The sequence below is a fragment of the Aneurinibacillus uraniidurans genome, assembly GCF_028471905.1.
Taxonomy (GTDB): domain Bacteria; phylum Bacillota; class Bacilli; order Aneurinibacillales; family Aneurinibacillaceae; genus Aneurinibacillus; species Aneurinibacillus uraniidurans.
This window is the reverse complement of the sequence record NZ_CP116902.1, coordinates 3,645,001-3,665,504: the sequence shown is the minus strand read 5'-3', so window position 1 is coordinate 3,665,504 and position 20,504 is coordinate 3,645,001. Positions and strand designations below refer to the sequence as shown.

Annotated in this window: 24 protein-coding genes, 1 rRNA gene and 1 riboswitch (1 of these 26 running past the window's edge); of the genes, 22 read left to right on the top strand and 3 right to left on the bottom strand. The window is 47.0% G+C overall.

Annotation, left to right across the window (positions count from 1 at the left end):
• Positions 1 to 17: 17 nt before the first annotated feature.
• The 13 genes from PO771_RS18380 (at position 18) to PO771_RS18320 (ending at position 8,777) form a co-directional block, all read left to right on the top strand.
• Positions 18 to 671 (top strand): adenylate kinase, encoded by a 654-nt coding sequence (locus PO771_RS18380; RefSeq protein ID WP_272561062.1) that lies wholly within the window; start codon positions 18 to 20, stop codon positions 669 to 671.
• Positions 668 to 1,414, top strand: coding sequence for a type I methionyl aminopeptidase (gene map, locus PO771_RS18375; protein ID WP_272561061.1), 747 nt, complete (start codon positions 668 to 670; stop codon positions 1,412 to 1,414). Before PO771_RS18380 ends, map begins: the two co-directional genes overlap by 4 nt.
• A gap of 80 nt (positions 1,415 to 1,494) precedes the next feature.
• Complete coding sequence (gene infA, locus PO771_RS18370) at positions 1,495 to 1,713, top strand: translation initiation factor IF-1 (protein ID WP_003322635.1); 219 nt, start codon at positions 1,495 to 1,497, stop codon at positions 1,711 to 1,713.
• 86 nt (positions 1,714 to 1,799) lie between these two features.
• Complete coding sequence (gene rpmJ / locus PO771_RS18365; protein WP_272561058.1) at positions 1,800 to 1,913, top strand: 50S ribosomal protein L36; 114 nt, start codon at positions 1,800 to 1,802, stop codon at positions 1,911 to 1,913.
• A 22-nt stretch (positions 1,914 to 1,935) separates the two neighbouring features.
• Entirely contained in the window at positions 1,936 to 2,304 is a 369-nt protein-coding gene (gene rpsM / locus PO771_RS18360; RefSeq protein ID WP_272561057.1) for a 30S ribosomal protein S13, read from the top strand.
• A 15-nt stretch (positions 2,305 to 2,319) separates the two neighbouring features.
• Positions 2,320 to 2,718, top strand: a complete 399-nt coding sequence (gene rpsK / locus PO771_RS18355; protein ID WP_272561055.1) for a 30S ribosomal protein S11 — start codon at positions 2,320 to 2,322, stop codon at positions 2,716 to 2,718.
• Positions 2,719 to 2,901: 183 nt separating this feature from the next.
• On the top strand, positions 2,902 to 3,846 hold the full coding sequence (locus PO771_RS18350) for a DNA-directed RNA polymerase subunit alpha (RefSeq protein ID WP_272561054.1): 945 nt from the start codon (positions 2,902 to 2,904) through the stop codon (positions 3,844 to 3,846).
• Positions 3,847 to 3,875: 29 nt separating this feature from the next.
• The gene (gene rplQ / locus PO771_RS18345) at positions 3,876 to 4,241 is read left to right on the top strand and encodes a 50S ribosomal protein L17 (protein ID WP_096463156.1); all 366 of its coding nucleotides are present in this window, start codon (positions 3,876 to 3,878) and stop codon (positions 4,239 to 4,241) included.
• Between the two features lie 79 nt (positions 4,242 to 4,320).
• Complete coding sequence (locus PO771_RS18340; protein WP_272561053.1) at positions 4,321 to 5,169, top strand: energy-coupling factor transporter ATPase; 849 nt, start codon at positions 4,321 to 4,323, stop codon at positions 5,167 to 5,169.
• Positions 5,145 to 6,038 carry an energy-coupling factor transporter ATPase gene (locus PO771_RS18335; protein ID WP_272563217.1) on the top strand — a complete coding sequence of 298 codons (894 nt, stop codon included), beginning with the start codon at positions 5,145 to 5,147 and terminating at the stop codon, positions 6,036 to 6,038. The genes PO771_RS18340 and PO771_RS18335 overlap by 25 nt, the downstream gene beginning before the upstream one ends.
• A gap of 2 nt (positions 6,039 to 6,040) precedes the next feature.
• Positions 6,041 to 6,838, top strand: a complete 798-nt coding sequence (locus PO771_RS18330) for an energy-coupling factor transporter transmembrane component T family protein (protein WP_272563216.1) — start codon at positions 6,041 to 6,043, stop codon at positions 6,836 to 6,838.
• 11 nt (positions 6,839 to 6,849) lie between these two features.
• Complete coding sequence (gene truA / locus PO771_RS18325; RefSeq protein WP_272561052.1) at positions 6,850 to 7,623, top strand: tRNA pseudouridine(38-40) synthase TruA; 774 nt, start codon at positions 6,850 to 6,852, stop codon at positions 7,621 to 7,623.
• 94 nt (positions 7,624 to 7,717) lie between these two features.
• Positions 7,718 to 7,805: riboswitch (cyclic di-GMP riboswitch) on the top strand.
• 120 nt (positions 7,806 to 7,925) lie between these two features.
• Positions 7,926 to 8,777 (top strand): methyl-accepting chemotaxis protein, encoded by an 852-nt coding sequence (locus PO771_RS18320; protein WP_272561051.1) that lies wholly within the window; start codon positions 7,926 to 7,928, stop codon positions 8,775 to 8,777.
• Between the two features lie 138 nt (positions 8,778 to 8,915).
• On the opposite strand, the gene PO771_RS18315 is transcribed toward PO771_RS18320, so the two are convergent.
• Entirely contained in the window at positions 8,916 to 10,889 is a 1,974-nt protein-coding gene (locus PO771_RS18315; RefSeq protein WP_272561049.1) for a sensor histidine kinase, read from the bottom strand.
• Positions 10,890 to 11,084: 195 nt separating this feature from the next.
• On the opposite strand from PO771_RS18315, the gene recQ reads away from it, so the two are divergent.
• From recQ to PO771_RS18285, 6 genes are all read left to right on the top strand, one after another.
• Positions 11,085 to 12,863, top strand: a complete 1,779-nt coding sequence (gene recQ, locus PO771_RS18310) for a DNA helicase RecQ (RefSeq protein ID WP_272563215.1) — start codon at positions 11,085 to 11,087, stop codon at positions 12,861 to 12,863.
• Between the two features lie 175 nt (positions 12,864 to 13,038).
• On the top strand, positions 13,039 to 13,476 hold the full coding sequence (gene rplM, locus PO771_RS18305; RefSeq protein WP_272561048.1) for a 50S ribosomal protein L13: 438 nt from the start codon (positions 13,039 to 13,041) through the stop codon (positions 13,474 to 13,476).
• 18 nt (positions 13,477 to 13,494) lie between these two features.
• Positions 13,495 to 13,887, top strand: coding sequence for a 30S ribosomal protein S9 (gene rpsI, locus PO771_RS18300; RefSeq protein WP_096463147.1), 393 nt, complete (start codon positions 13,495 to 13,497; stop codon positions 13,885 to 13,887).
• A gap of 111 nt (positions 13,888 to 13,998) precedes the next feature.
• The gene (locus PO771_RS18295) at positions 13,999 to 14,442 is read left to right on the top strand and encodes a hypothetical protein (RefSeq protein WP_272561047.1); all 444 of its coding nucleotides are present in this window, start codon (positions 13,999 to 14,001) and stop codon (positions 14,440 to 14,442) included.
• Positions 14,443 to 14,554: 112 nt separating this feature from the next.
• The gene (gene cwlD, locus PO771_RS18290; protein ID WP_272561046.1) at positions 14,555 to 15,268 is read left to right on the top strand and encodes an N-acetylmuramoyl-L-alanine amidase CwlD; all 714 of its coding nucleotides are present in this window, start codon (positions 14,555 to 14,557) and stop codon (positions 15,266 to 15,268) included.
• A gap of 63 nt (positions 15,269 to 15,331) precedes the next feature.
• On the top strand, positions 15,332 to 16,450 hold the full coding sequence (locus PO771_RS18285; protein WP_272563214.1) for an Mrp/NBP35 family ATP-binding protein: 1,119 nt from the start codon (positions 15,332 to 15,334) through the stop codon (positions 16,448 to 16,450).
• A gap of 65 nt (positions 16,451 to 16,515) precedes the next feature.
• Here PO771_RS18285 and gerD read toward each other — a convergent pair whose 3' ends face one another.
• Both gerD and pdaB read right to left on the bottom strand, forming a co-directional pair.
• Positions 16,516 to 17,166 carry a spore germination lipoprotein GerD gene (gene gerD / locus PO771_RS18280; RefSeq protein ID WP_272561045.1) on the bottom strand — a complete coding sequence of 217 codons (651 nt, stop codon included), beginning with the start codon at positions 17,164 to 17,166 and terminating at the stop codon, positions 16,516 to 16,518.
• A gap of 203 nt (positions 17,167 to 17,369) precedes the next feature.
• Positions 17,370 to 18,131: a polysaccharide deacetylase family sporulation protein PdaB gene (gene pdaB, locus PO771_RS18275; RefSeq protein ID WP_272561044.1), complete on the bottom strand. Its 762-nt coding sequence runs from the start codon at positions 18,129 to 18,131 to the stop codon at positions 17,370 to 17,372.
• Positions 18,132 to 18,264: 133 nt separating this feature from the next.
• Here pdaB and PO771_RS18270 point away from each other — a divergent pair, with 133 nt between their 5' ends.
• The 3 genes from PO771_RS18270 to PO771_RS18260 form a co-directional block, all read left to right on the top strand.
• Positions 18,265 to 18,912: a stage II sporulation protein M gene (locus tag PO771_RS18270; RefSeq protein WP_272561043.1), complete on the top strand. Its 648-nt coding sequence runs from the start codon at positions 18,265 to 18,267 to the stop codon at positions 18,910 to 18,912.
• A gap of 116 nt (positions 18,913 to 19,028) precedes the next feature.
• A complete protein-coding gene (locus tag PO771_RS18265) occupies positions 19,029 to 19,247 on the top strand; it encodes a hypothetical protein (protein WP_272563213.1) in 219 nt (72 codons plus the stop codon).
• Between the two features lie 272 nt (positions 19,248 to 19,519).
• A 16S ribosomal RNA gene (locus tag PO771_RS18260) occupies positions 19,520 to 20,504 on the top strand; it runs 553 nt beyond the window's last position.

Below are 20,504 nucleotides of genomic sequence, written 5' to 3'. Positions count from 1 at the left end.
CGTATGGAGGGGTAGAAATGAATATTATCTTAATGGGTTTGCCAGGAGCAGGTAAAGGAACGCAAGGGGAGCGCATTGTTGAAGGGTTTGGTATTCCACACATTTCGACAGGCGACATGTTCCGGGCAGCTATTAAAGATGAGACAGAGATGGGGAAACTGGCGAAGTCCTACATGGATCAGGGGCATCTTGTACCGGATGAAGTGGTAATCGGTATTGTGAAAGAGCGTTTAGGCAAAGCTGATTGTGAGAAAGGCTTTATGCTGGACGGATTTCCGCGTACACTCGCTCAGGCAGAAGCACTTGATGTAATGCTTGAGAGCCTTGCGCGCAAGATTGACCATGTGATTAATATCGATGTTGATCGCAGCATCCTGTTGGAACGTCTGACTGGCCGACGCATTTGCCGAAGCTGCGGTGCGACGTACCATGTAGTGTTTAATCCAACTTCCCAGGAAGGCATCTGCGACAAGTGTGGCGGAGAGTTGTACCAGCGGGATGATGACAACGAAGCAACAGTTGCGACCCGCCTCGATGTAAACATCGAACAGTCTGCGCCGATTCTAAAGTACTATGAAGTAAAAGGATTGCTCCGTAATATCGACGGGCAACAAGATATAGACAAGGTGTTTGAGGATGTTGCACAAGTATTGAGAGGGCAAACTCAATGATCATTTGCAAGTCCAAAGCAGAAATCGACATCATGAGAGAAGCGGGACGAATTGTCGCTCTCACGCATAAAGAACTGCAAACAGCAGTCCGTCCGGGGATCACAACAGCTGAACTCGACGACATTGCTGAACGCTTTATTCGCAAACACGGAGCAAAACCTTCTTTCAAAGGCTATGGAGGCTTTACGGGCAGCATATGCATTTCTGTTAATGAAGAGCTGGTCCACGGCATTCCAGGCAAACGCAAGTTGAATGAAGGAGATATCGTCAGCATTGACATTGGAGCGGAAGTAGAAGGATATCATGGGGACTCAGCCTGGACGTATGGTGTAGGTCAGATCACTCCAGAGAACCAGCATCTGCTTGATGTAACAGAGCAATCTTTGTTCGAAGGGCTTGCAAAGGCAAAACCGGATGCACGCCTGACAGATATCTCTCATGCTATTCAAGTATATGCGGAGGCAGCTGGATACTCGATTGTTCGCGAATATGTAGGTCATGGCATCGGACGGGATTTGCATGAAGATCCACAAATTCCAAACTACGGGCCTCCAGGTCGCGGAGCAAGATTAAAGCCAGGCATGGTACTAGCAATTGAACCGATGGTGAATGCAGGCAAACGCTACGTGCGAACGCTGGCGGATGACTGGACAGTCGTTACGGTGGATGGTTCAATGTGTGCGCACTTTGAACATACGATTGCGATTACTGAAGATGGCTATGAAATCTTAACCAGGGTATGATTGTACCACATGATGTGGTATGATTGCCGTTGGATAACATGCTTACAAAGCAAACCGGCTTACGAAAGGAGAGTGGCTTTATGGCGAAAGAAGACGTAATTGAAGTGGAAGGAACCGTGATTGAGCCTCTACCGAACGCGATGTTCCGCGTAGAGCTGGAGAACGGGCACAAAGTGCTTGCTCACGTATCCGGTAAAATCCGCATGCATTTCATTCGTATACTGCCAGGTGACAAAGTTACTGTTGAATTATCACCGTATGATTTGACCCGCGGGCGGATCACATATCGCTATAAATAGAGACGGGAACAAGAAGTTAGAGGTGCGAATATGACCTCCAACCTCTAATATTTCCGGCTTTCTAGAAATGACAGGAGGTTATTCGAGTGAAAGTAAGACCATCTGTAAAGCAGATTTGCGAAAAATGCAAAGTCATTCGACGCAAGGGAAAAATTATGGTAATCTGCGAAAACCCGAAACATAAGCAGCGTCAAGGTTAATTTATAAGGAGGTGCACGATACGTGGCACGTATTGCGGGAGTTGATTTACCTCGTGACAAACGCGTAGTAATCGCGTTAACGTATATTTTCGGCATTGGCCGTCCAACAGCTGAGAAAATCCTGACTGAAACAGGCATCAGCGAGCAGACTCGCGTTCGCGATCTGACAGAAGATGAAGCTGCTAAGCTTCGTGAATACATCGACAAAAACATTAAAGTTGAAGGTGACCTCCGCCGTGAAGTATCCCTCAACATCAAGCGCCTTGTGGAAATCGGCTGCTTCCGTGGTGTTCGTCACCGCAAAGGTCTGCCGGTTCGTGGCCAACGTACGAAAACAAATGCTCGTACTCGTAAAGGTCCGCGCCGCACTGTAGCGAACAAGAAGAAGTAAAGGAGGTAAATGAAGTTGGCGAAAAGAAAAGTAGCTGCGACTCGTACACGTCGTCGCGATCGTAAAAATATTGAGTCTGGCATCGCGCATATCCGTTCTACATTCAATAACACAATCGTTACTATTACTGATCCGCACGGAAATGCAATCTCCTGGGCAAGTGCTGGTGGACTTGGCTTCCGCGGTTCCCGTAAAAGCACTCCGTTCGCTGCACAAATGGCTGCTGAACAAGCTGCTAAAGCTGCAATGGAGCATGGCATGAAAGTGGTTGAAGTTCTGGTTAAAGGACCAGGATCCGGCCGTGAAGCTGCTATCCGTTCCTTACAAGCAACTGGACTCGAAGTTAACATGATTAAAGACGTTACTCCGATCCCTCACAATGGTTGCCGTCCACCAAAACGTCGCCGCGTATAATTTGTCAGCAAGTCGCATATAATAGCAAGTTTAAAAAGTTATACGCCTGTGCATAATATGGTAGTATGATACTAGCAGGTCTGTGCTTTGGTTGCGATTTACTGGTAACCGCAAAGGGGAATTCCGGTCGTGGACCTTATGACCCGTCCGGAATTTTCGACGTTTTGAAGGAGGGTTTGGTTGATGATCGAAATCGAAAAGCCAAAGATCGAAGTGGTAGAAGCAAGTGAAGACTCTACCTATGGTAAATTTGTGGTTGAACCGCTTGAACGAGGATACGGGACTACGCTCGGTAACTCGCTGCGCCGTATTCTGCTTTCTTCGCTTCCGGGCGCCGCAATTACCAGCGTTCAAATCGATGGGGTCCTCCACGAGTTCTCCACGATCGAAGGCGTGGTAGAAGATACTACCCAGATCATCTTAAATTTAAAAACTCTTTCTCTCAAAATCCATTCGGACGAGGAGAAAGTTCTTGAAATTGATGCGGAAGGCGCTGGCGTTGTTACAGCAGCAGATATCCGTGCAGACAGCGACGTGGAAATCCTTAACCCGGATCTCGTCATCGCAACGATGGAGCAAGGCGCAAGCCTCCGTATCCGTATGTATGCGAATCGTGGCCGTGGATATGTTTCCGCTGACCAGAACAAGCGTCCAGATATGCCGATTGGCGTCATTCCGATTGATTCAATTTACACACCAATCAACCGTGTAAACTACCAGGTAGAAAATACACGTGTTGGACAGGTGACAAACTACGATAAATTAACGTTAGAAGTATGGACAGATGGAAGTATTCGTCCGGAAGAAGCGGTTAGCCTTGGTGCTAAGATTATGACCGAGCATCTGAATCTGTTCGTTGGCCTGACTGATGAAGCTCAAGAAGCGGAGATTATGGTAGAGAAAGAGGAAGATAAGAAAGAGAAAGTCCTTGAGATGACGATTGAGGAACTCGACCTTTCTGTTCGCTCTTACAATTGCCTGAAACGCGCGGGCATTAATACAGTTCAGGAACTGACACAAAAAACAGAAGAAGATATGATGAAGGTCCGTAATCTGGGTCGCAAATCGCTTGAAGAAGTACAGGAGAAGCTAGAAGAGCTTGGCCTGGGTCTTCGCAAAGACGAATAGAACATCTTGTCTTTAAGGAGGGAAAAAGTATGGCATACTCTAAATTAGGCCGTAACAGCTCCGCTCGTAAGGCTCTGTTCCGTGATCTTGTAACAGATCTGATCATCCACGAGCGTATTGAAACGACTGAAAGCAAAGCGAAAGAGCTGCGTTCAATCGCTGATAAAATGATTACTCTGGCTAAACGCGGTGACCTGCACGCTCGTCGTCAAGTAGCCGCTTTTGTGCGTAAAGAAGTAGCGAACGCAGAAACAAACCAGGATGCAATCCAAAAGTTGTTCGATACAATTGCACCTCGCTTTTCTGAGCGTCAAGGTGGTTACACTCGCATCTTAAAAATCGGACCGCGTCGTGGAGACGGTGCACCGATGGTATATCTTGAGTTAGTTGAATAGTTAGCACTGACGCAAGAAAGGGTGAGGAGTAATCACCCTTTTTTTGCGTATAAAAAACGATTTGAGCGTCAAGGAGAGGATGGGCGTGAGCGAGAGTATCATCCGCCTGACAGATGTCTCGTTTGCGTATGAGGGGGCAGACGAGCGTGCGGTGAAGGGCGTTTCGTTTGAAGTAAAGCAAGGGGAGTTTCTTTCGATTATTGGGCATAATGGGTCTGGTAAGTCGACACTTGCCAAAATGTTGAATGGCTTGCTGTTGCCGACCGAAGGAGTCGTAGAAGTCAATGGGATTGTAACAACGGATGAGAAGCGCATCTGGGATGTGCGCCAGACAGTCGGTATGGTGTTCCAGAACCCAGATAATCAGTTCGTTGCCCCTACAGTGGAAGATGACATTGCATTCGGAATGGAGAATATTGGCGTACCTCCAGAAGAGATGGAAGTGCGAATTATTGATGCATTAGAGAAAGTACAGATGACCGCGTATCGGCAGGCAGAGCCGAACCGTCTCTCCGGCGGGCAGAAGCAGCGGGTGGCTATTGCCGGGATATTGGCGATCCGTCCAGCCGTGCTTGTGCTCGACGAAGCGACAGCGATGCTTGATCCACGCGGACGCCGGGAAGTACTTGATGTTGTACACCGGATGAACCGTGAGCTTGGCATGACCGTGATTCAGATTACGCATTATTTAGAGGAAACGCTTGCAAGCGACCGGATTATTGTGATGGACGGTGGCTCCATGATCGGGGAAGGAGTACCGACTGACATCTACCAGCGTGTAGACTGGCTGCGTGATCTGGGGCTTGATGTTCCATTCGCCTCAGCCTTGCAGTATCGCCTGCGGAAGAAGGGAATGTCATTCCCGGAACTTGAGATGACGACGGAAGGAGTGCTAGATTGTCTATGGACATCCGCTTTGAAGAAGTAGGTTACACATATGGCAAAGCTACACCTTTTGAGAAACGGGCGCTGCAGGAGATGTCACTCTCGATTCCCTATGGCCAATATGTAGCGGTAATTGGGCATACAGGTTCCGGTAAGTCGACGCTCATTCAGATGCTTAATGGTCTGCTAGAGCCGACAGAAGGGACGATGACCATCGGGGACTTTGTGCTTCCGGTGAAAAAGAAAAAAGGGTTGGAAGTGCTTCGTCAGAAAGTCGGACTTGCATTCCAGTACCCGGAGTACCAGCTTTTTGAAGAGACGGTTCGTAAAGATGTAGCCTTCGGGCTTGTAAATATGGGATTGCCTACAGAGATGATTGATGGGCGTGTAGATGCAGCGCTGAGGCTTGTTGGTCTTGACCCGGATAAAATCGGGGAGAAATCACCGTTTGCGCTTAGCGGCGGTCAGATGCGGCGTGTAGCGCTTGCCGGTGTGCTGGTGATGGACCCACAGGTGCTTGTGTTAGATGAGCCAACCGCAGGCCTTGATCCGGCTGGACATAAAGAAATCTTGGGGATGGTCGCCCGCATTCATCGTACAGAGAAGCGGACCACGGTGCTTGTGACGCACAGTATGGAAGACGCGGCGCTGTATGCGGATTATTTATATGTACTCAACGAAGGAAAGCTGTGGATGGAAGGTACACCTGCAGATGTATTCCGCGACCCGGAACGTATTCGTGCAGCAGGATTGGATCTGCCGGACATTACACAGTTTATTATGCAATTTAACGAGCGCTTAAAATCTGAGCCCCTTTCGATAAAGCCGCTTCCGTATGATATTTTTGATTCGGAAAAGCTAGCTGATGAAATCTCGCATCGCTTTGGCAAGAAGGGAGGGTTGCGACGATGAATTTGGCGAACCGTGTACCGATTGGGCAATATGTGCCGGGAAACTCGGTCTTACACCGCTGTGATCCACGCAGCAAGCTCATCGGTACGTGCCTGTTTCTTATCCTTGTTTTTCTGGCGAATAGCCCTCTTTCGATGATTGTAGCGGCGGTGGTTTGTCTGCTAGGGATTGGGATCGCTCGTGTGCCGATCTTGTATGTACTGCGTGGGCTGAAGCCGGCATTATGGATTATTGTAATTACCGCGCTGTTGCAGCTGTTTATGAATGAAGAAGGACGACTGCTATTTACGTGGAAGTTCCTCCAGATTCATGAACAGGGTGTGCGAGATGCAGTGCTTGTCTCGGTACGGATTATTTTGTTAATGATGGTTGCGTCGTTTCTTACGCTGACAACGTCTCCGATTCAGTTAACAGATGGATTAGAGAGTTTATTTTCCCCGCTGAAGCGTGTTGGGTTTCCGGCGCATGAGCTGGCGTTGATGATGTCGATCTCGCTCCGCTTTATTCCAACATTGATGGAGGAAACGGAGAAAATCGCCAAAGCGCAAATGTCGCGTGGAGCTTCATTTTCAAGCGGTTCGATTATTAAGCGTGTACTAAGCACATTGCCTATTATTGTACCGCTGTTTGTACAGTCATTTCGGCGGGCGGAGGAGCTGGCGTTTGCGATGGAAGCACGCGGTTATCGTGGCGGCGTAGGCCGGACGAAATACCGGCAGCTTCGCTATGGAGCAGTAGATGTTGGATTTGGAGTTGTGATTGCGATTGTGGCTGTCGTGATTATTGTATTTCGCACATAAGGGGAAGCAGGATGCAGGAACGTAAGATTAAACTTGTATTTTCATATCGAGGTACGGCGTACCATGGCTTTCAGCGCCAGCGGGTGCTGCCGAGCGTACAGGAAGAGATGGAGAAGGTACTCAAACGTCTTGTTGGACATGAAGCACCGCTTGCGGTATCCGGGCGAACGGATGCAGGTGTACATGCCCGGTATCAGACCGCTCATTTTATTACGACAAGTAATATACCAGGTGAGCGGTTTGTGCAGGCGATGAACACGTTTTTGCCAGAGGATATTGTGGTGCTAGAGTCGAAAGAGATGCCGTTTGATTTCCATGCGCGGTATGATGTGGTGGAGAAAACGTATCGTTATCGCATTCTGAATCAGCGCCAGGCTGATCCGTTTTTGCTGGATCGGGCGTATTGGGTGCGGGTACCGCTGCAGATTGAGCAGATGCGTGCGGCGGCGGAGCACTTTATTGGTACGCATGATTTTACATCATTTTGTTCGGTACGGACGCATGTCGATAGCAAGGTGCGAACCATCTATGAGATACGGATCGATGTAGAGGAGCGTGAGCCATACGTGAAGGGACAGGGACAAGATATATGGCTGACGTTCCGCGGCAGTGGATTCCTATATAATATGGTGCGGATGCTGACAGGAGCGCTGCTTGAGGTCGGGAAGGGCCGCTGGACACCGGAGTATGTGAAAGAGATGCTAGCGTCTAAAAGTCCGTCTGTTCGCAAGGTGAATGTTCCACCGCAGGGACTGTATTTGTGGGATGTAAAGTATAAAGAGTAAGGGAAAAGAAGATATGGTGCAAATATTGCACTTCCAAGGGAATGAAGTACATTTCTTTGGTACTATATAAACGTTGAATATAAAAATTGTTGTGCATCGACAATGGCAAACTCATTGAAAGGTGAGGACGCAAAGCCACGGGTCTACGGTTTTTTGTAAACTATGATAGCCGGGTTACCGAAAGCCTTATTTTATTTCAGGGCTATTTCTTGCGATGCGAGAAATAGCCCTTTTTTAAAGAAAAATAGAGATAGCAAGAGAGAATCATGTAGGAGAGAAGCACATACAAGGAGGAAATACTTATGAGCACACAAGCAGTAGAGATAGGCAGGGAACTGGAGTATGCGGTTGAAGCAGGAAAGCACATATATGAACTTTTTAATCGGGTCAGTACAGTGCTTGTTGTAAATCGGGAACTGGAGGTTTTAGGATACCTGGAGGGTGATATTCATCTGAAGCTTAAAGTAGGAGATAAAATCCCACCAAATGTTTTGTCTGCTCAAGTAATGAACGCGAAAAAAAGAATGTCACAGATGGTAACAAAGGCAGAGTCATCTTTTCAAGTTGCTTATCAGGGACTAGCGATTCCTGTCATGGACTCTTACGGTAAGATTGTCGGTTGTCTGGCCATTACGTCTCCTTTAACCAAACAACAGGCGCTCATCGATATGGCTTCTAATCTGATTGAGACCTCGTTAAGTACAACGAAAGCGAGTGAAGAAATCGCAACGGGAGCTTCCGGGCTAGCGGATGCGGTACGTGATTTGAACACGGTTTCCGGGGAAGCAAAGGCTGAAATCATGATGATCGGGGATGTACTTAAGTTAATTAAGCGTATTGCTGATCAGACAAACTTGTTATCATTAAATGCTGCGATTGAGGCAGCGCGGGCGGGAGACGCCGGTAGAGGATTTGCTGTGGTGGCGGACGAAGTGCGAAAATTAGCCCAGGATACGAAGGGTAGTTTGGACGATATTTCCAATAAAATGAATCAAATTTTACATTCAGTTGAAAAGATGACAGAAGGTATCTTTAAAATCGATGCTCACGCCCAACAGCAAGCGGCTGCTACAGAAGAGATTAGTGCCTCGATGATTGTATTAGAGGAAAATGCGAAAAAAATAGAAGAGTTATCTAACTCCCTATCCATATAGAAGTATAGAGGCTGTTCCGAAGCTGTTTTTGGAACAGCCTCTTTTTTGATAAATAGAGGTAATTTCATAAAAGATGCACAGCCTGCCACTATACACAGGCTGTGTCCTAAAGTTCTCTCGTATTCTCCTCATGATATACTACAGAAGAGACTCTTTCCCCATTTGGATGATTGGCATCGTAATGGAGATTGTGTATCCTTTTCCCGATTGTGATGAAAGGGTGACGTCCCCCTTCAGTTGTCGAGCGCGTTTTTGCATCATGGTCAGTCCGAAGCCACATGTGATGGCAGATGAGCCTACGCCGTTGTCCTTGAGTACGAAGTGCAGGGCTGTATTCCGCCGTTCCAAGAGGAAAATAAAGTGGGTGCTTTGCCCATGACGAATTCCATTTGTCAGACCTTCTTGCAGCGCATGATAGATAAATTTTTTTTGTGCCTTAGTAAGAGAAGGCAGAGGAGAGATTGAAGCATCGATTGTCACTCCTGTATACTTTATCGTTTCGGCGATGAGATGGTGCAGTGCATCTGGAAAGATAAAAGATTGTTCATCTTCGTGTTCAATTCGGATCGCGCGCCTGATTTCATTCAATCCGTTTCGCACGAGATCTTGTGATAGTTCGAACTTCTCTAATGCCCGTGATAAATCTTTCTCAACAAGTCGTTTGCCCGCTTCGATTTGCACAATGGTTGTGGTCAGTGTATGTCCGACAATATCGTGAATATCTCCGGCGATGCGATTTCGCTCTTCGAGTGCTGACATTTCCGCCCTTGCTTTAGCGGTCTCGCGTATGGAATGCTCCAGTGATTTCGTTCGTTCCTGTACACGTTGTTCGAGCGTATTGTTCAGATCTTTTAATTCATCAGATAGTTGTTCTACATCACGGTAGTTACGTGCATACCCGACCGATAAATTTGTAAATTGGACGAGTGTAAATACAAATAAACCAAACGATGTGAAATTTCCATATCGGATGATCTGGTTGTAGTACAGAATATCGCCAATCGCCGTAATCAAAAAGAAATTTGCCGCGAGACAGTTAGTGATACTGAAAGCCCGCTTGCGGACGACGGTAAGAATAAGGGCATACATGATGTATGAAATCACAATAAGCATAACGAGATAATATGCGGTGATAAGTTGAGTATAGATGATCGCTGGAGTGACAGCTGTCACGAATACAAAACACAAGCTGATCACCTGGACGATACGAACGAATTTTTGGTTTATGTCTTGTGGATATAAAGACTGAATGAGCATCAGGAAAGTTGGAAGCCCAATGAAGATGGCCTCGTATTCGAATTTAAGTGCGAGTTCCCAGTTGAAGTTCGGGAACATTTGAATCAAAGAGATGTTATCCTGTAAGGCAGCCCGGACGCTGATGAGAAAACAGAATATCCCAAAATATAAGGAATATACATCTCGGCGGCGAGGAATATAGATGGCGAGATGGTAAAGCCCGAACACAAGAAAGGTTGCGATGAAGAAGCTTTGCTTAATGATGGTACCCTCTTTCCAATTCGCAAGCTGTTGGGCGTCGCCAAGCTGGATTTCTTTCCATATTCCTCCGTTTTTATGCATGAAATTTGAAATTTGTAATACGATATGCAGCGTGTCCGTTTCTGGCTGTAAATAGACTAAGCGCGGCAGATACTGAGGCTTCATTGTCTCTTTCGTCGTTCCGACAATACCATTCGTCGACAGCTGTTTTCCATTTACAATCAGTCTGTATGCGGTAGAAGCGATTGGCATGTAGATGGCCTGTAACCGATTTTTTTCGCGTGGGTTCAGTCGTACTGTCAGCATGAAGGTTGCATATCCTTCTGCGGGAAGCTTGGTTCCGTTCCATTCATATCCATTCCATACGTGCGGCAAGGTTAAAAAATGACGGGAAGCTGTAGGGGATGGAGGAGATTCACGTAGTTCCTGCCAATAGAACGCCCACTCTCCATTCAGTTTTACAGCTCCATCCTGTGCAAAATTCCATGCTTGTAGATCGAGGACTCCTTTGGAAGCGGTAGGCTGGTTAGATTGAGAGACAGGAGTACATCCTGTCAGGAGAACAAAAACCATACAGAGTAAAATCATAATAGTAAAGAGGTATACACGCTTCATACTAAGTCCTCTTTCTGAATTTTATAATGATTAATTTTATCACGTACTATTTTATCGAAAAGTATTCTCTTTTTTTATCCTAAATTTTTAATTGGACAACAGAAAAATCCTTGAAAGAAAGACGAATCTTCTTGTTTAAGTATTGGTATTTATTGTAAAATAAAAAACAATGTAAGGAAGGGGAGGACATATATGTTGTTTAAAGAAGCAGAAAAACAGCTTCAGCGCTATTATGGATATGCTTCCTTTCGCAATGGACAAGCAGAAATTGTAAATAGCCTACTTGGTGGACAAGACACGCTCGGCATTATGCCGACAGGCGGCGGGAAATCTGTCTGCTACCAGATCCCGGCGCTTCTCTTTCCAGGACTAACACTCGTCGTTTCTCCGCTCATTGCTCTAATGAAAGACCAGGTAGATGCACTGGCCAGCATGGGGATTCCAGCCAGTTTCATTAACAGCTCCCTGACCGGGTCGGAAGTGAGCGAGCGCATGCGGGCAGCGCGGCAGGGGAGGTATAAGCTGTTATACATCGCTCCGGAGCGGCTGGAAGCACCGGGATTCCGTGCGATGCTTCTGGACATGCCTGTTTCGTTTCTTGCTATTGATGAAGCCCACTGTATCTCACAGTGGGGACATGATTTCCGTCCGAGTTATCGCGCGATTGCAGACTGGGTCGCAGAGATGCCTCAGCGTCCTCTGATCGGTGCATTTACGGCGACAGCAACGCCTGAAGTACGGGAAGACATCATCCGCTTGCTTACGCTGCGCAATCCGAACGTATACATTTCCGGCTTTGACCGGGATAATCTTACCTTTCTTGTGCGTAAAGGGGAGAACAAGCAAGATTTTATTCTTTCCTATCTAAAAGAGCACGTTGGAAAGTCCGGTATTATTTATGCGGCCACGCGCAAAGAAGTAGACAGTCTGTACGCTCTGCTAGCTCGGAAAGGAATTACAGCCGGACGCTATCACGCTGGATTGTCCGATACGGAGCGCAGCGAGATGCAGGAGCGTTTTTTGCATGATGACCTTGAAGTGATGGTAGCAAGCAATGCGTTTGGAATGGGGATTAACAAATCGAATGTGCGCTACGTTATCCACCACAATATGCCAAAAAATATCGAAGCCTACTATCAGGAAGCAGGTCGGGCTGGCCGGGACGGAGAACCGGGAGAGTGTGTGCTTCTGTTTGGTGCACAGGATGTCCAAACGCAGCGCTTTTTTATTGAACAGAGCGAATTGCCAGCAGAACGGAAAGAGAACGAATATCGCAAGCTGCAGGCGATGGTTGATTACTGTCATACGACACAGTGTCTACGCCAGCATCTGCTGCAGTATTTTGGTGAAGCGGCCCCGTCTGCATGCAGGGCGTGCAGCAGCTGTACAGATGAAGCAGACGTTGTGGATAGTACGGTAGAAGCACAGAAGATTTTCTCCTGTATCTACCGGATGCGAGAACGGTTTGGTGCGGCGATGGTAGCAGGGGTATTGAAGGGATCACGGAACAGAAAAGTACTCGACACTGGATTTGATCGCCTGCCTACATACGGAATTATGACGAATTATACAGAGAAACAAATCGTAGACCTCATCCACCTGTTCACGGCGGAAGGGTATCTTGCTCTTTCGGAAGGAAAATATCCGGTACTTAGCCTTCAGTCCAAAGCACGCGCTGTACTTAAAGGAGAGGAGCAGGTGCTGCGTAAAGTGCGGGTGGAGAAGAAGAAAGTCGCACCGGATGATGCATTATTCGAGCAGTTGCGTGTGGTGCGCAAGGAGATTGCCCAGCGGGAAGGAGTTCCGCCGTATATCGTGTTCTCGGATCGTACCTTGCGTGAGATGAGTGAGCTGCGCCCGGCAGATGAAGAAGAGATGCGCCGGGTGAAAGGAATGGGCGACGTTAAGTTTGAACGGTATGGGCTAATTTTTCTGGATGCCATTCAGAAATACGTTAGGGCGCAGGTCGTTTAGTAAAAAAACAACGCGACCCGGCGTATAAAAAATCTTGACTTATATACCCAATGTATAGTAAGATCAAATTCGGTATTTTAAAACCCCACTAGCCCCGAATGTGATGGTTTTTAAAATATAATGGTTATCGGAAACTAAGGCAACTTAGGCAATCGTTTCTTTAGGAGGGAAAACAATGCGCACCACATACATGGCAAAGCCAATGGAAGTTGAGCGTAAATGGTATGTAGTTGATGCTGAAGGCCAAACTCTTGGTCGTCTGTCCAGCGAGATCGCATCCATTCTGCGTGGTAAGTTCAAACCGGAATTCACACCGCACGTTGACGCGGGTGACTTCGTAATCGTAATCAACGCTGACAAAGTAAACCTGACTGGTAAAAAACTGTCTGACAAGAAATACTACCGTCACTCTGGTTACCAAGGTGGTCTTCGTGTGACTACAGCAGGTCAAATGCTGGCTACGAAACCAGAACGCGTAATCGAGCTTGCTGTTAAAGGCATGCTGCCGAAAAACCGTCTGGGTCGTCAATTGTTCACGAAGCTGAACGTTTATGCAGGTGCTGAGCATCCGCATCAAGCGCAAAAGCCGGAAAACTGGGAAATCCGCGGATAGTAAAAGGAGGGAAAAATCGTGGCACAAGTTCAATACTACGGCACAGGTCGTCGTAAAAACTCTATTGCACGCGTACGTCTCGTACCGGGCGATGGTCAAATCATCATTAACAAACGTTCTATGGACGAATACTTTGGTCTTGAAACTCTGAAGCTGATCGTAAAACAACCACTCGTTCTTACTGAAACAGAAGGTAAGTACAACGTGCTTGTTAACGTAAACGGCGGCGGTACTACTGGCCAGGCTGGCGCAATCCGTCATGGCGTATCCCGCGCTCTGCTTGAAGCAAACCCGGAACTCCGTGGTGCTCTGAAAGCAGCAGGCTTCCTGACTCGCGACCCACGTATGAAAGAACGTAAAAAATACGGTCTTAAAGCTGCTCGTCGCGCGCCTCAGTTCTCGAAGCGCTAATCGTACCTTTATTTGCATCGGTCAACCGGTCCCTTTGTGGGGCCGGTTTTTGTTTTCTATGCGCTGGGTATGCTAAGTGCAGGATGCATATACTGAGATAAGGGTGATCGCATGGAAAACAACATTGTTTCATTTGAAACGCATGTCCGGGCACGGGAAGCGATGATGCGTGAGAAGCTTTTATCAGGCATCGACCGTCAAGAAGTTCACCAATACTACCAGAATGTGATCCGTACTTCCATCGAACATCTTCCATTGCTTCAACGCTATATCGTCGAAGAATATTTGGCTGAAATTATCACCTTCTTCTTTATGCAAGGTGTGGATGCAAGTCGGGAATATCGGTTAGGGCGGACCGATAAAGAGATTGAACGGGACGCCATGAAGCGATGGTTTGCCTCGATTTATACATTGTCGGAGGATTACAGACTGTCTCGTCATTTGAATGAGTGGGATATGCATTCCATTTCTATTCTTGCTGAGGACTTGGCAGGTCGATGGTTTCGGCATGGCTTGGCATACGGTAGAAAGAGGCGCAAACTGCGATTGTTATAACCATATACATGCGTAAGACAGGCCAGATTATGGCCTGTCTTTTTCTATGTCATACGAAGCGTGAGGTTGTACATATGCTGTAAGGAGAAGAAGGAGAGGAAGAGGGGGAGACATGAAGCGCAAAGCGTTGCTTTGGATTACGGCCTGCATGCTATTGATTGCCTTGTTTGCTTATAACATGCCGACTGATCGTTCCTGGTCAGGCTGGTCTCTGCCGCTATCAGGCAAGGTCATTGTGATTGATGCGGGGCACGGAGGTCCAGATGGAGGAGCAAGTAGTTCTGGTGGGGTTGTGGAAAAGAATGTAACGTTGCCGCTTAGCGTGTATTTGCGGGATTTCCTCCAGCAGGCGGGAGCCATTGTGATCATGACGCGGGATGGAGATTATGATTTAGCTAATCCGGATACAAAAGGCTGGAGCAAGAGAAAAACAGAAGATTTGAAGAAGCGGGTACAGATGGTGAATGAACAAAATGCAGATATGTTGATTAGCATTCATTTAAATGCCATTCCGTCCAAACAGTGGACAGGAGCGCAGACGTTTTATGCACCGCGTGTAAAGGAGTCAGGACAGGTCGCGACACTTGTCCAGGAGGAGATTAAACGGGTGCTCCAAAATACAAACCGAGCTGCCAAAAAAACAAATGATATCTATATTTTGCGCATGCTAGAACGTCCCGCTATCCTTGTAGAAGTTGGATTTCTCTCCAATGACAAAGAAGCACAGTTAATGAATACAGACAAGTATCAGAAGCAGATGGCCAATGCAATTTATCAAGGGATACTTCGGTATAGCTCAGGAGAGAGAGTTCCGGACGTACAATGAGTTTGGACGCGGGCGTTGTCAATGGTATAATAGTGGCAACGCATGGTGAAGAGGTGAATGACAGTGATTACAGAAGAGAAGGTTCTTGAGGCGCTTAAGGGGGTAGAAGACCCGGAGCTTCACCGCAGTGTGGTGGAACTCGGCATGGTGCGCAACATACAAATTGATAATGATCAGGTAGCGCTTGAAGTGGTTCTCACGATTCAAGGCTGTCCGTTGAAAGTGAAAATTCAGGAGGATGTCGTACAGGCGATTAAAGCGCTTGGTGCATCCGAGGTTAACGTTCGTTTTGGTGCGATGACGGATGAAGAGCGTGCACGCGTAGCGGCGTTGATTCGTGGAGAAAACCCTGCGCAGGCAGCGCAGAATGGTACGGTACAAGGGCATGGAGCAGGACTGAACCAACTTTCTCCGCTTCTTGGAGCAGAATCCAAAACGCAGTTTATTGCTGTGACTAGCGGTAAAGGCGGTGTTGGTAAATCAACGGTAACCGTCAATCTCGCCGTATCACTTGCCCGCCTTGGCAAAAAAGTCGGCATTATTGACGCAGACATCTATGGTTTTAGCGTGCCGGATATGATGGGAGTTACCCAGCGTCCGGTTGTGATTAATAACATGGTACTGCCTGTTCAACGTCTTGGTGTAAAAGTGATTTCTATGGGATTCTTTGTGGAGGACAATTCTCCGATCATTTGGCGTGGGCCTATGCTTGGTAAGATGATCCGCAATTTTTTCAGTGAAATTCACTGGGATGAACTGGACTACATGATTCTTGATTTGCCACCGGGAACAGGGGATGTCGCGCTTGATATTCACCAGATGATTCCACAGAGCAAAGAAATCATCGTAACAACACCGCATCCAACGGCTGCTTTTGTTGCCTCTCGGGCAGGTGCGATGGCAATTAAGACTAATCATGAAATTCTTGGTGTGGTAGAGAACATGTCGTACTATATCACCCAGGATGGTAAACACGATCCGATCTTCGGAAGCGGTGGCGGAGAGAAGTTATCCGAAGAGCTTGGGACAGAGATGTTAGCACAAATTCCATTAGGTCAGCCAGAACCGATGCGTGATGAGGAGCGCTATGCACCGTCGGTTTATCAGGAGAACGAACTGATTGGTACAATTTATATGGATCTGGCGCGTAAAGTTGTAGAGAAAACAGCAGTACGCTCGTAATAAAAAACGGAAGTGGGCAGTCTGCCTCCTTCCGTTTTTTAATGGTGAGATTTTTGGGGAGTGGCTTACTTGCCTCCACCGCCGCCTCCACCTCCACCGCCTCCACTCTTGCCGCCGCCTTTCTGTTGACCTCCCTGCTGGCCACCTTTTTGTTCCTTTCCTTTTGTTTCAGGCTTCATGAGTTGCTCTTGTGCTTTTTGGGTGAGATTGATCATCTCCATACGGAACATTGGGCTTTGTAAAGCTTCTTTCATAACGGTCATTGTGTGCTGGCGATAAGCAGGACTGTGCATGCTCTGAATGACCATTTTTTGATATTCGGGATCTTTCATGACTCCGAGCATCATTTTTTGATATTCAGGGTCTTTCATTAAGCTTTTGAGTAGTTTTTTGTTTTCATCCTGCATGGCTTTTGCGAGTGCTGCTGCGAATTTCGGATCTTGCATCATGTCATGGGTTTGACTTTTAAGCTGGCCTTCCATTGCCTTCGAATCGCCCGTACTCTGGATGCTCATTTTTCCGCTTCCACCAGAAGCTTCTTTAATGGCTTTCTGGGCTTCTTTCGTTTTAAGAATATCAACGACCATTTGTTTGGTTTCGTTGTAGTTGCCTGATGTGGAGGAAGACTTCTCTCCTCCCCCACAGCCTGTGGTAAACAGTGACAGGACAAGTATTGATGTAAGTACGTATCGTATAGGGTTGGATGGTCGGGTCATCGTTATAACCGCCTTTCATCAAGATGTCGGTTTATAAATTAGGATACGAAAGCGGATGGGTGTTTATCCTGTAGGGGAAATGGAAATGGTTCTACTTGCAGGGAGCACAGGAGGATAACGCTAAATTACTGCTGTTGTGCATTTATTCTAATCCCATACAAAAAAGCCCGGTTGCGGGCTTTTTCATACATTGATTCATATTGTTATTGAACTTCTTTGGTCTTAACCTTTGTGCCAGCCATGAGTTCGGAGACAGATACGAACTCATACCCTTCGCTGCGCAGTCTGTCGATTACGGTTGGCAGTGCCAGATGGGTTTGTTTGCATGTATCACTGGCATGCATGAGAATGATGTCGCCGGGATGTGCTTTTTTGAGCACGTTGTTGATAATTTGTTCGGAACCTGGATTCATCCAATCTTTAGAATCGGTGTCCCATTGGACGACAGTATAGCCCATCTTGTCTGCGATACGGAGAACACGTTTGTCAAAATCTCCGTTTGGCGTGCGGATCAGGTTGGGAGCGGTGCCGGTTAAGTCTTTAAGAATGCCGTGTGCTTTGCCAATCTGCGCCTGAATTTCTTCATCGCTTAGGCTGCTGTAATTTACGTGCTTATGCCCATGGGAACCAATTTCATATCCCATGTCCTTGATGCGTTTGACAACGTCCGGATGACTCTGGCTCCATGGAGAGGAAAGGAAAAACGTTGCTTTTTTAACGCCTTTCTTCTCTAAAATATCCAGAATAGGACCGGTTCGCTCTTCTCCCCAGCTGATGTCAAAGGTAAGAGCGAGCTTTTTTTCTTTCGTATCGACTTTGTACACAGCGTTCGGCCCGGATTTTCCGCCGCTCGCAAGTACAGAGATGTTTTCGCGCTCCGCCCAAGCGATGCCGAGCGCAAAAAGGGCAGCGGTAAAAATGATAAGGTATTGCTTGATTCGTCTGGCGTTTATAATCCAGAACAACGGTCACACCCCCTGTTAGGCTTTGTCCACTATATATGTATGCGGACAAGGTCGAGATATGCCAATATGAAATGAAAAGAAAGAAGTATGGTATGATCAAGAAGGTAAAGACAACACAGGAGGGAGACCATCAATGGCAAAGCGTTTGCTTTATGTATTGCAGGGGAACTGGCGTTATATAGGAATTGCTGCCTTCTTAATGGTGATGGGAGGAGTTATTGGTTATATAGATGATCAATTTGGGGAAATGTTGAAGCATATGATTGACAATATCTCAAAAAGTGTGAAGCAGGAGCAAGTAGGGTCGGGTATCTTTTGGATGATCTTTAAAAATAATGTGATGGTAGCCATGATGATGATCGGATTGGGTATTTTTTTCATTGGTATTTTCCCGGCATGTATTTTACTTATAAACGGAGCGATCGTAGGTTTTCTTCTAAAAACGATCTCATTGAAAGGGATTAGTGCGGGAAAGCTTTTGATTGGTGGCATTTTGCCACATGGAATCCTGGAATTAAGCATGATTATTCTTTCTGGGGCAATAGGTATTAAACTAGGTGTAAAGCTGTATGAGTGGCTTTTAGCTGTGTTCATCCCAGAACGGCGGAAAGCAGCGAATGATCAATTATATAAATTGTTAGAGCAGCTTCCGTTTTTATTTGGTACGATTGTCCTGGGCTTGTTTGTGGCGGCTATTATCGAAACAATGATTACTCCGTATATATTACATGCGTTGTTAACGACGCAAGAGGAGTCTGTGATAAAGCAAATTTTTAAATGAGCAGGAAAGAGCTGTCGATGATGACGGCTCTTTTTTTGTATAAAAGGAGATGAATTTTGGAAACATAAGGGCAGATTTGTGTTACGACTTATGCTAGGAGAGTGGAAGTTATTGCTATGATGGGCGTGTTATTTACTGCTAGAGAGTGTTCGGAAGTTGAATATTTAATTCGTCGTGAGCTAGAAGAGATCTTGTTGGATCTTGGGGATGGACGAATTGATGACATGGTAAAGCGAGCGATGGAGCAGCGATATAAGGTTTTGTTTAAGATGTACTCGCGTTTTGTTACACCAAAAGAGTTGTCTAAATACATACGAAACAAAAAATATAAATAACGGGAAAGAAATGTTGACATATAAAAAAGATATATGATATATTATTCCTTGTCGCCACAGAGCGGCTCAAAATTGATTCGAAAAACATTTTGAAAAAAAGTGTTGCAAAATCGAAATGGTTTTGATAAGATATAAGAGTCGCTGACGAGATTGAGTTGGGCGACGATGAAGTTCCTTGAAAACTGAACAGTGAAACTCGAGTGTGCGAGTTCAATCAATTTCGATTTAATTTTTAAGCTAGCTTTCGAGCTCAGCGAATCATCTTTTCAACTTTATTGGAGAGTTTGATCCTGGCTCAGGACGAACGCTGGCGGCGTGCCTAATACATGCAAGTCGAGCGGACAGATGGAGTGCTTGCACTCCTGATGTTAGCGGCGGACGGGTGAGTAACACGTAGGCAACCTGCCCGACAGACAGGGATAACTCCGGGAAACCGGTGCTAATACCTGATACGCAGCGAGGAGGCATCTCCTTGCTGGGAAAGACCATGAGTCACTGTCGGATGGGCCTGCGGCGCATTAGCTAGTTGGTGGGGTAGCGGCCTACCAAGGCGACGATGCGTAGCCGACCTGAGAGGGTGATCGGCCACACTGGGACTGAGACACGGCCCAGACTCCTACGGGAGGCAGCAGTAGGGAATCTTCCGCAATGGACGAAAGTCTGACGGAGCAACGCCGCGTGAACGAAGAAGGTTTTCGGATCGTAAAGTTCTGTTGTAAGGGACGAACCGCCGGGATGACCTCCCGGTCTGACGGTACCTTACGAGAAAGCCCCGGCTAACTACGTGCCAGCAGCCGCGGTAATACGTAGGGGGCAAGCGTTGTCCGGAATTATTGGGCGTAAAGCGCGCGCAGGCGGTTTTCTAAGTTAGGTGTGAAAGCCCACGGCTCAACCGTGGAGGGCCACCTAAAACTGGGAGACTTGAGTGCAGGAGAGGAGAGCGGAATTCCACGTGTAGCGGTGAAATGCGTAGAGATGTGGAGGAACACCCGTGGCGAAGGCGGCTCTCTGGCCTGTAACTGACGCTGAGGCGCGAAAGCGTGGGGAGCAAACAGGATTAGATACCCTGGTAGTCCACGCCGTAAACGATGAGTGCTAGGTGTTGGGGACTCCAATCCTCAGTGCCGCAGCTAACGCAATAAGCACTCCGCCTGGGGAGTACGGCCGCAAGGCTGAAACTCAAAGGAATTGACGGGGACCCGCACAAGCGGTGGAGCATGTGGTTTAATTCGAAGCAACGCGAAGAACCTTACCAGG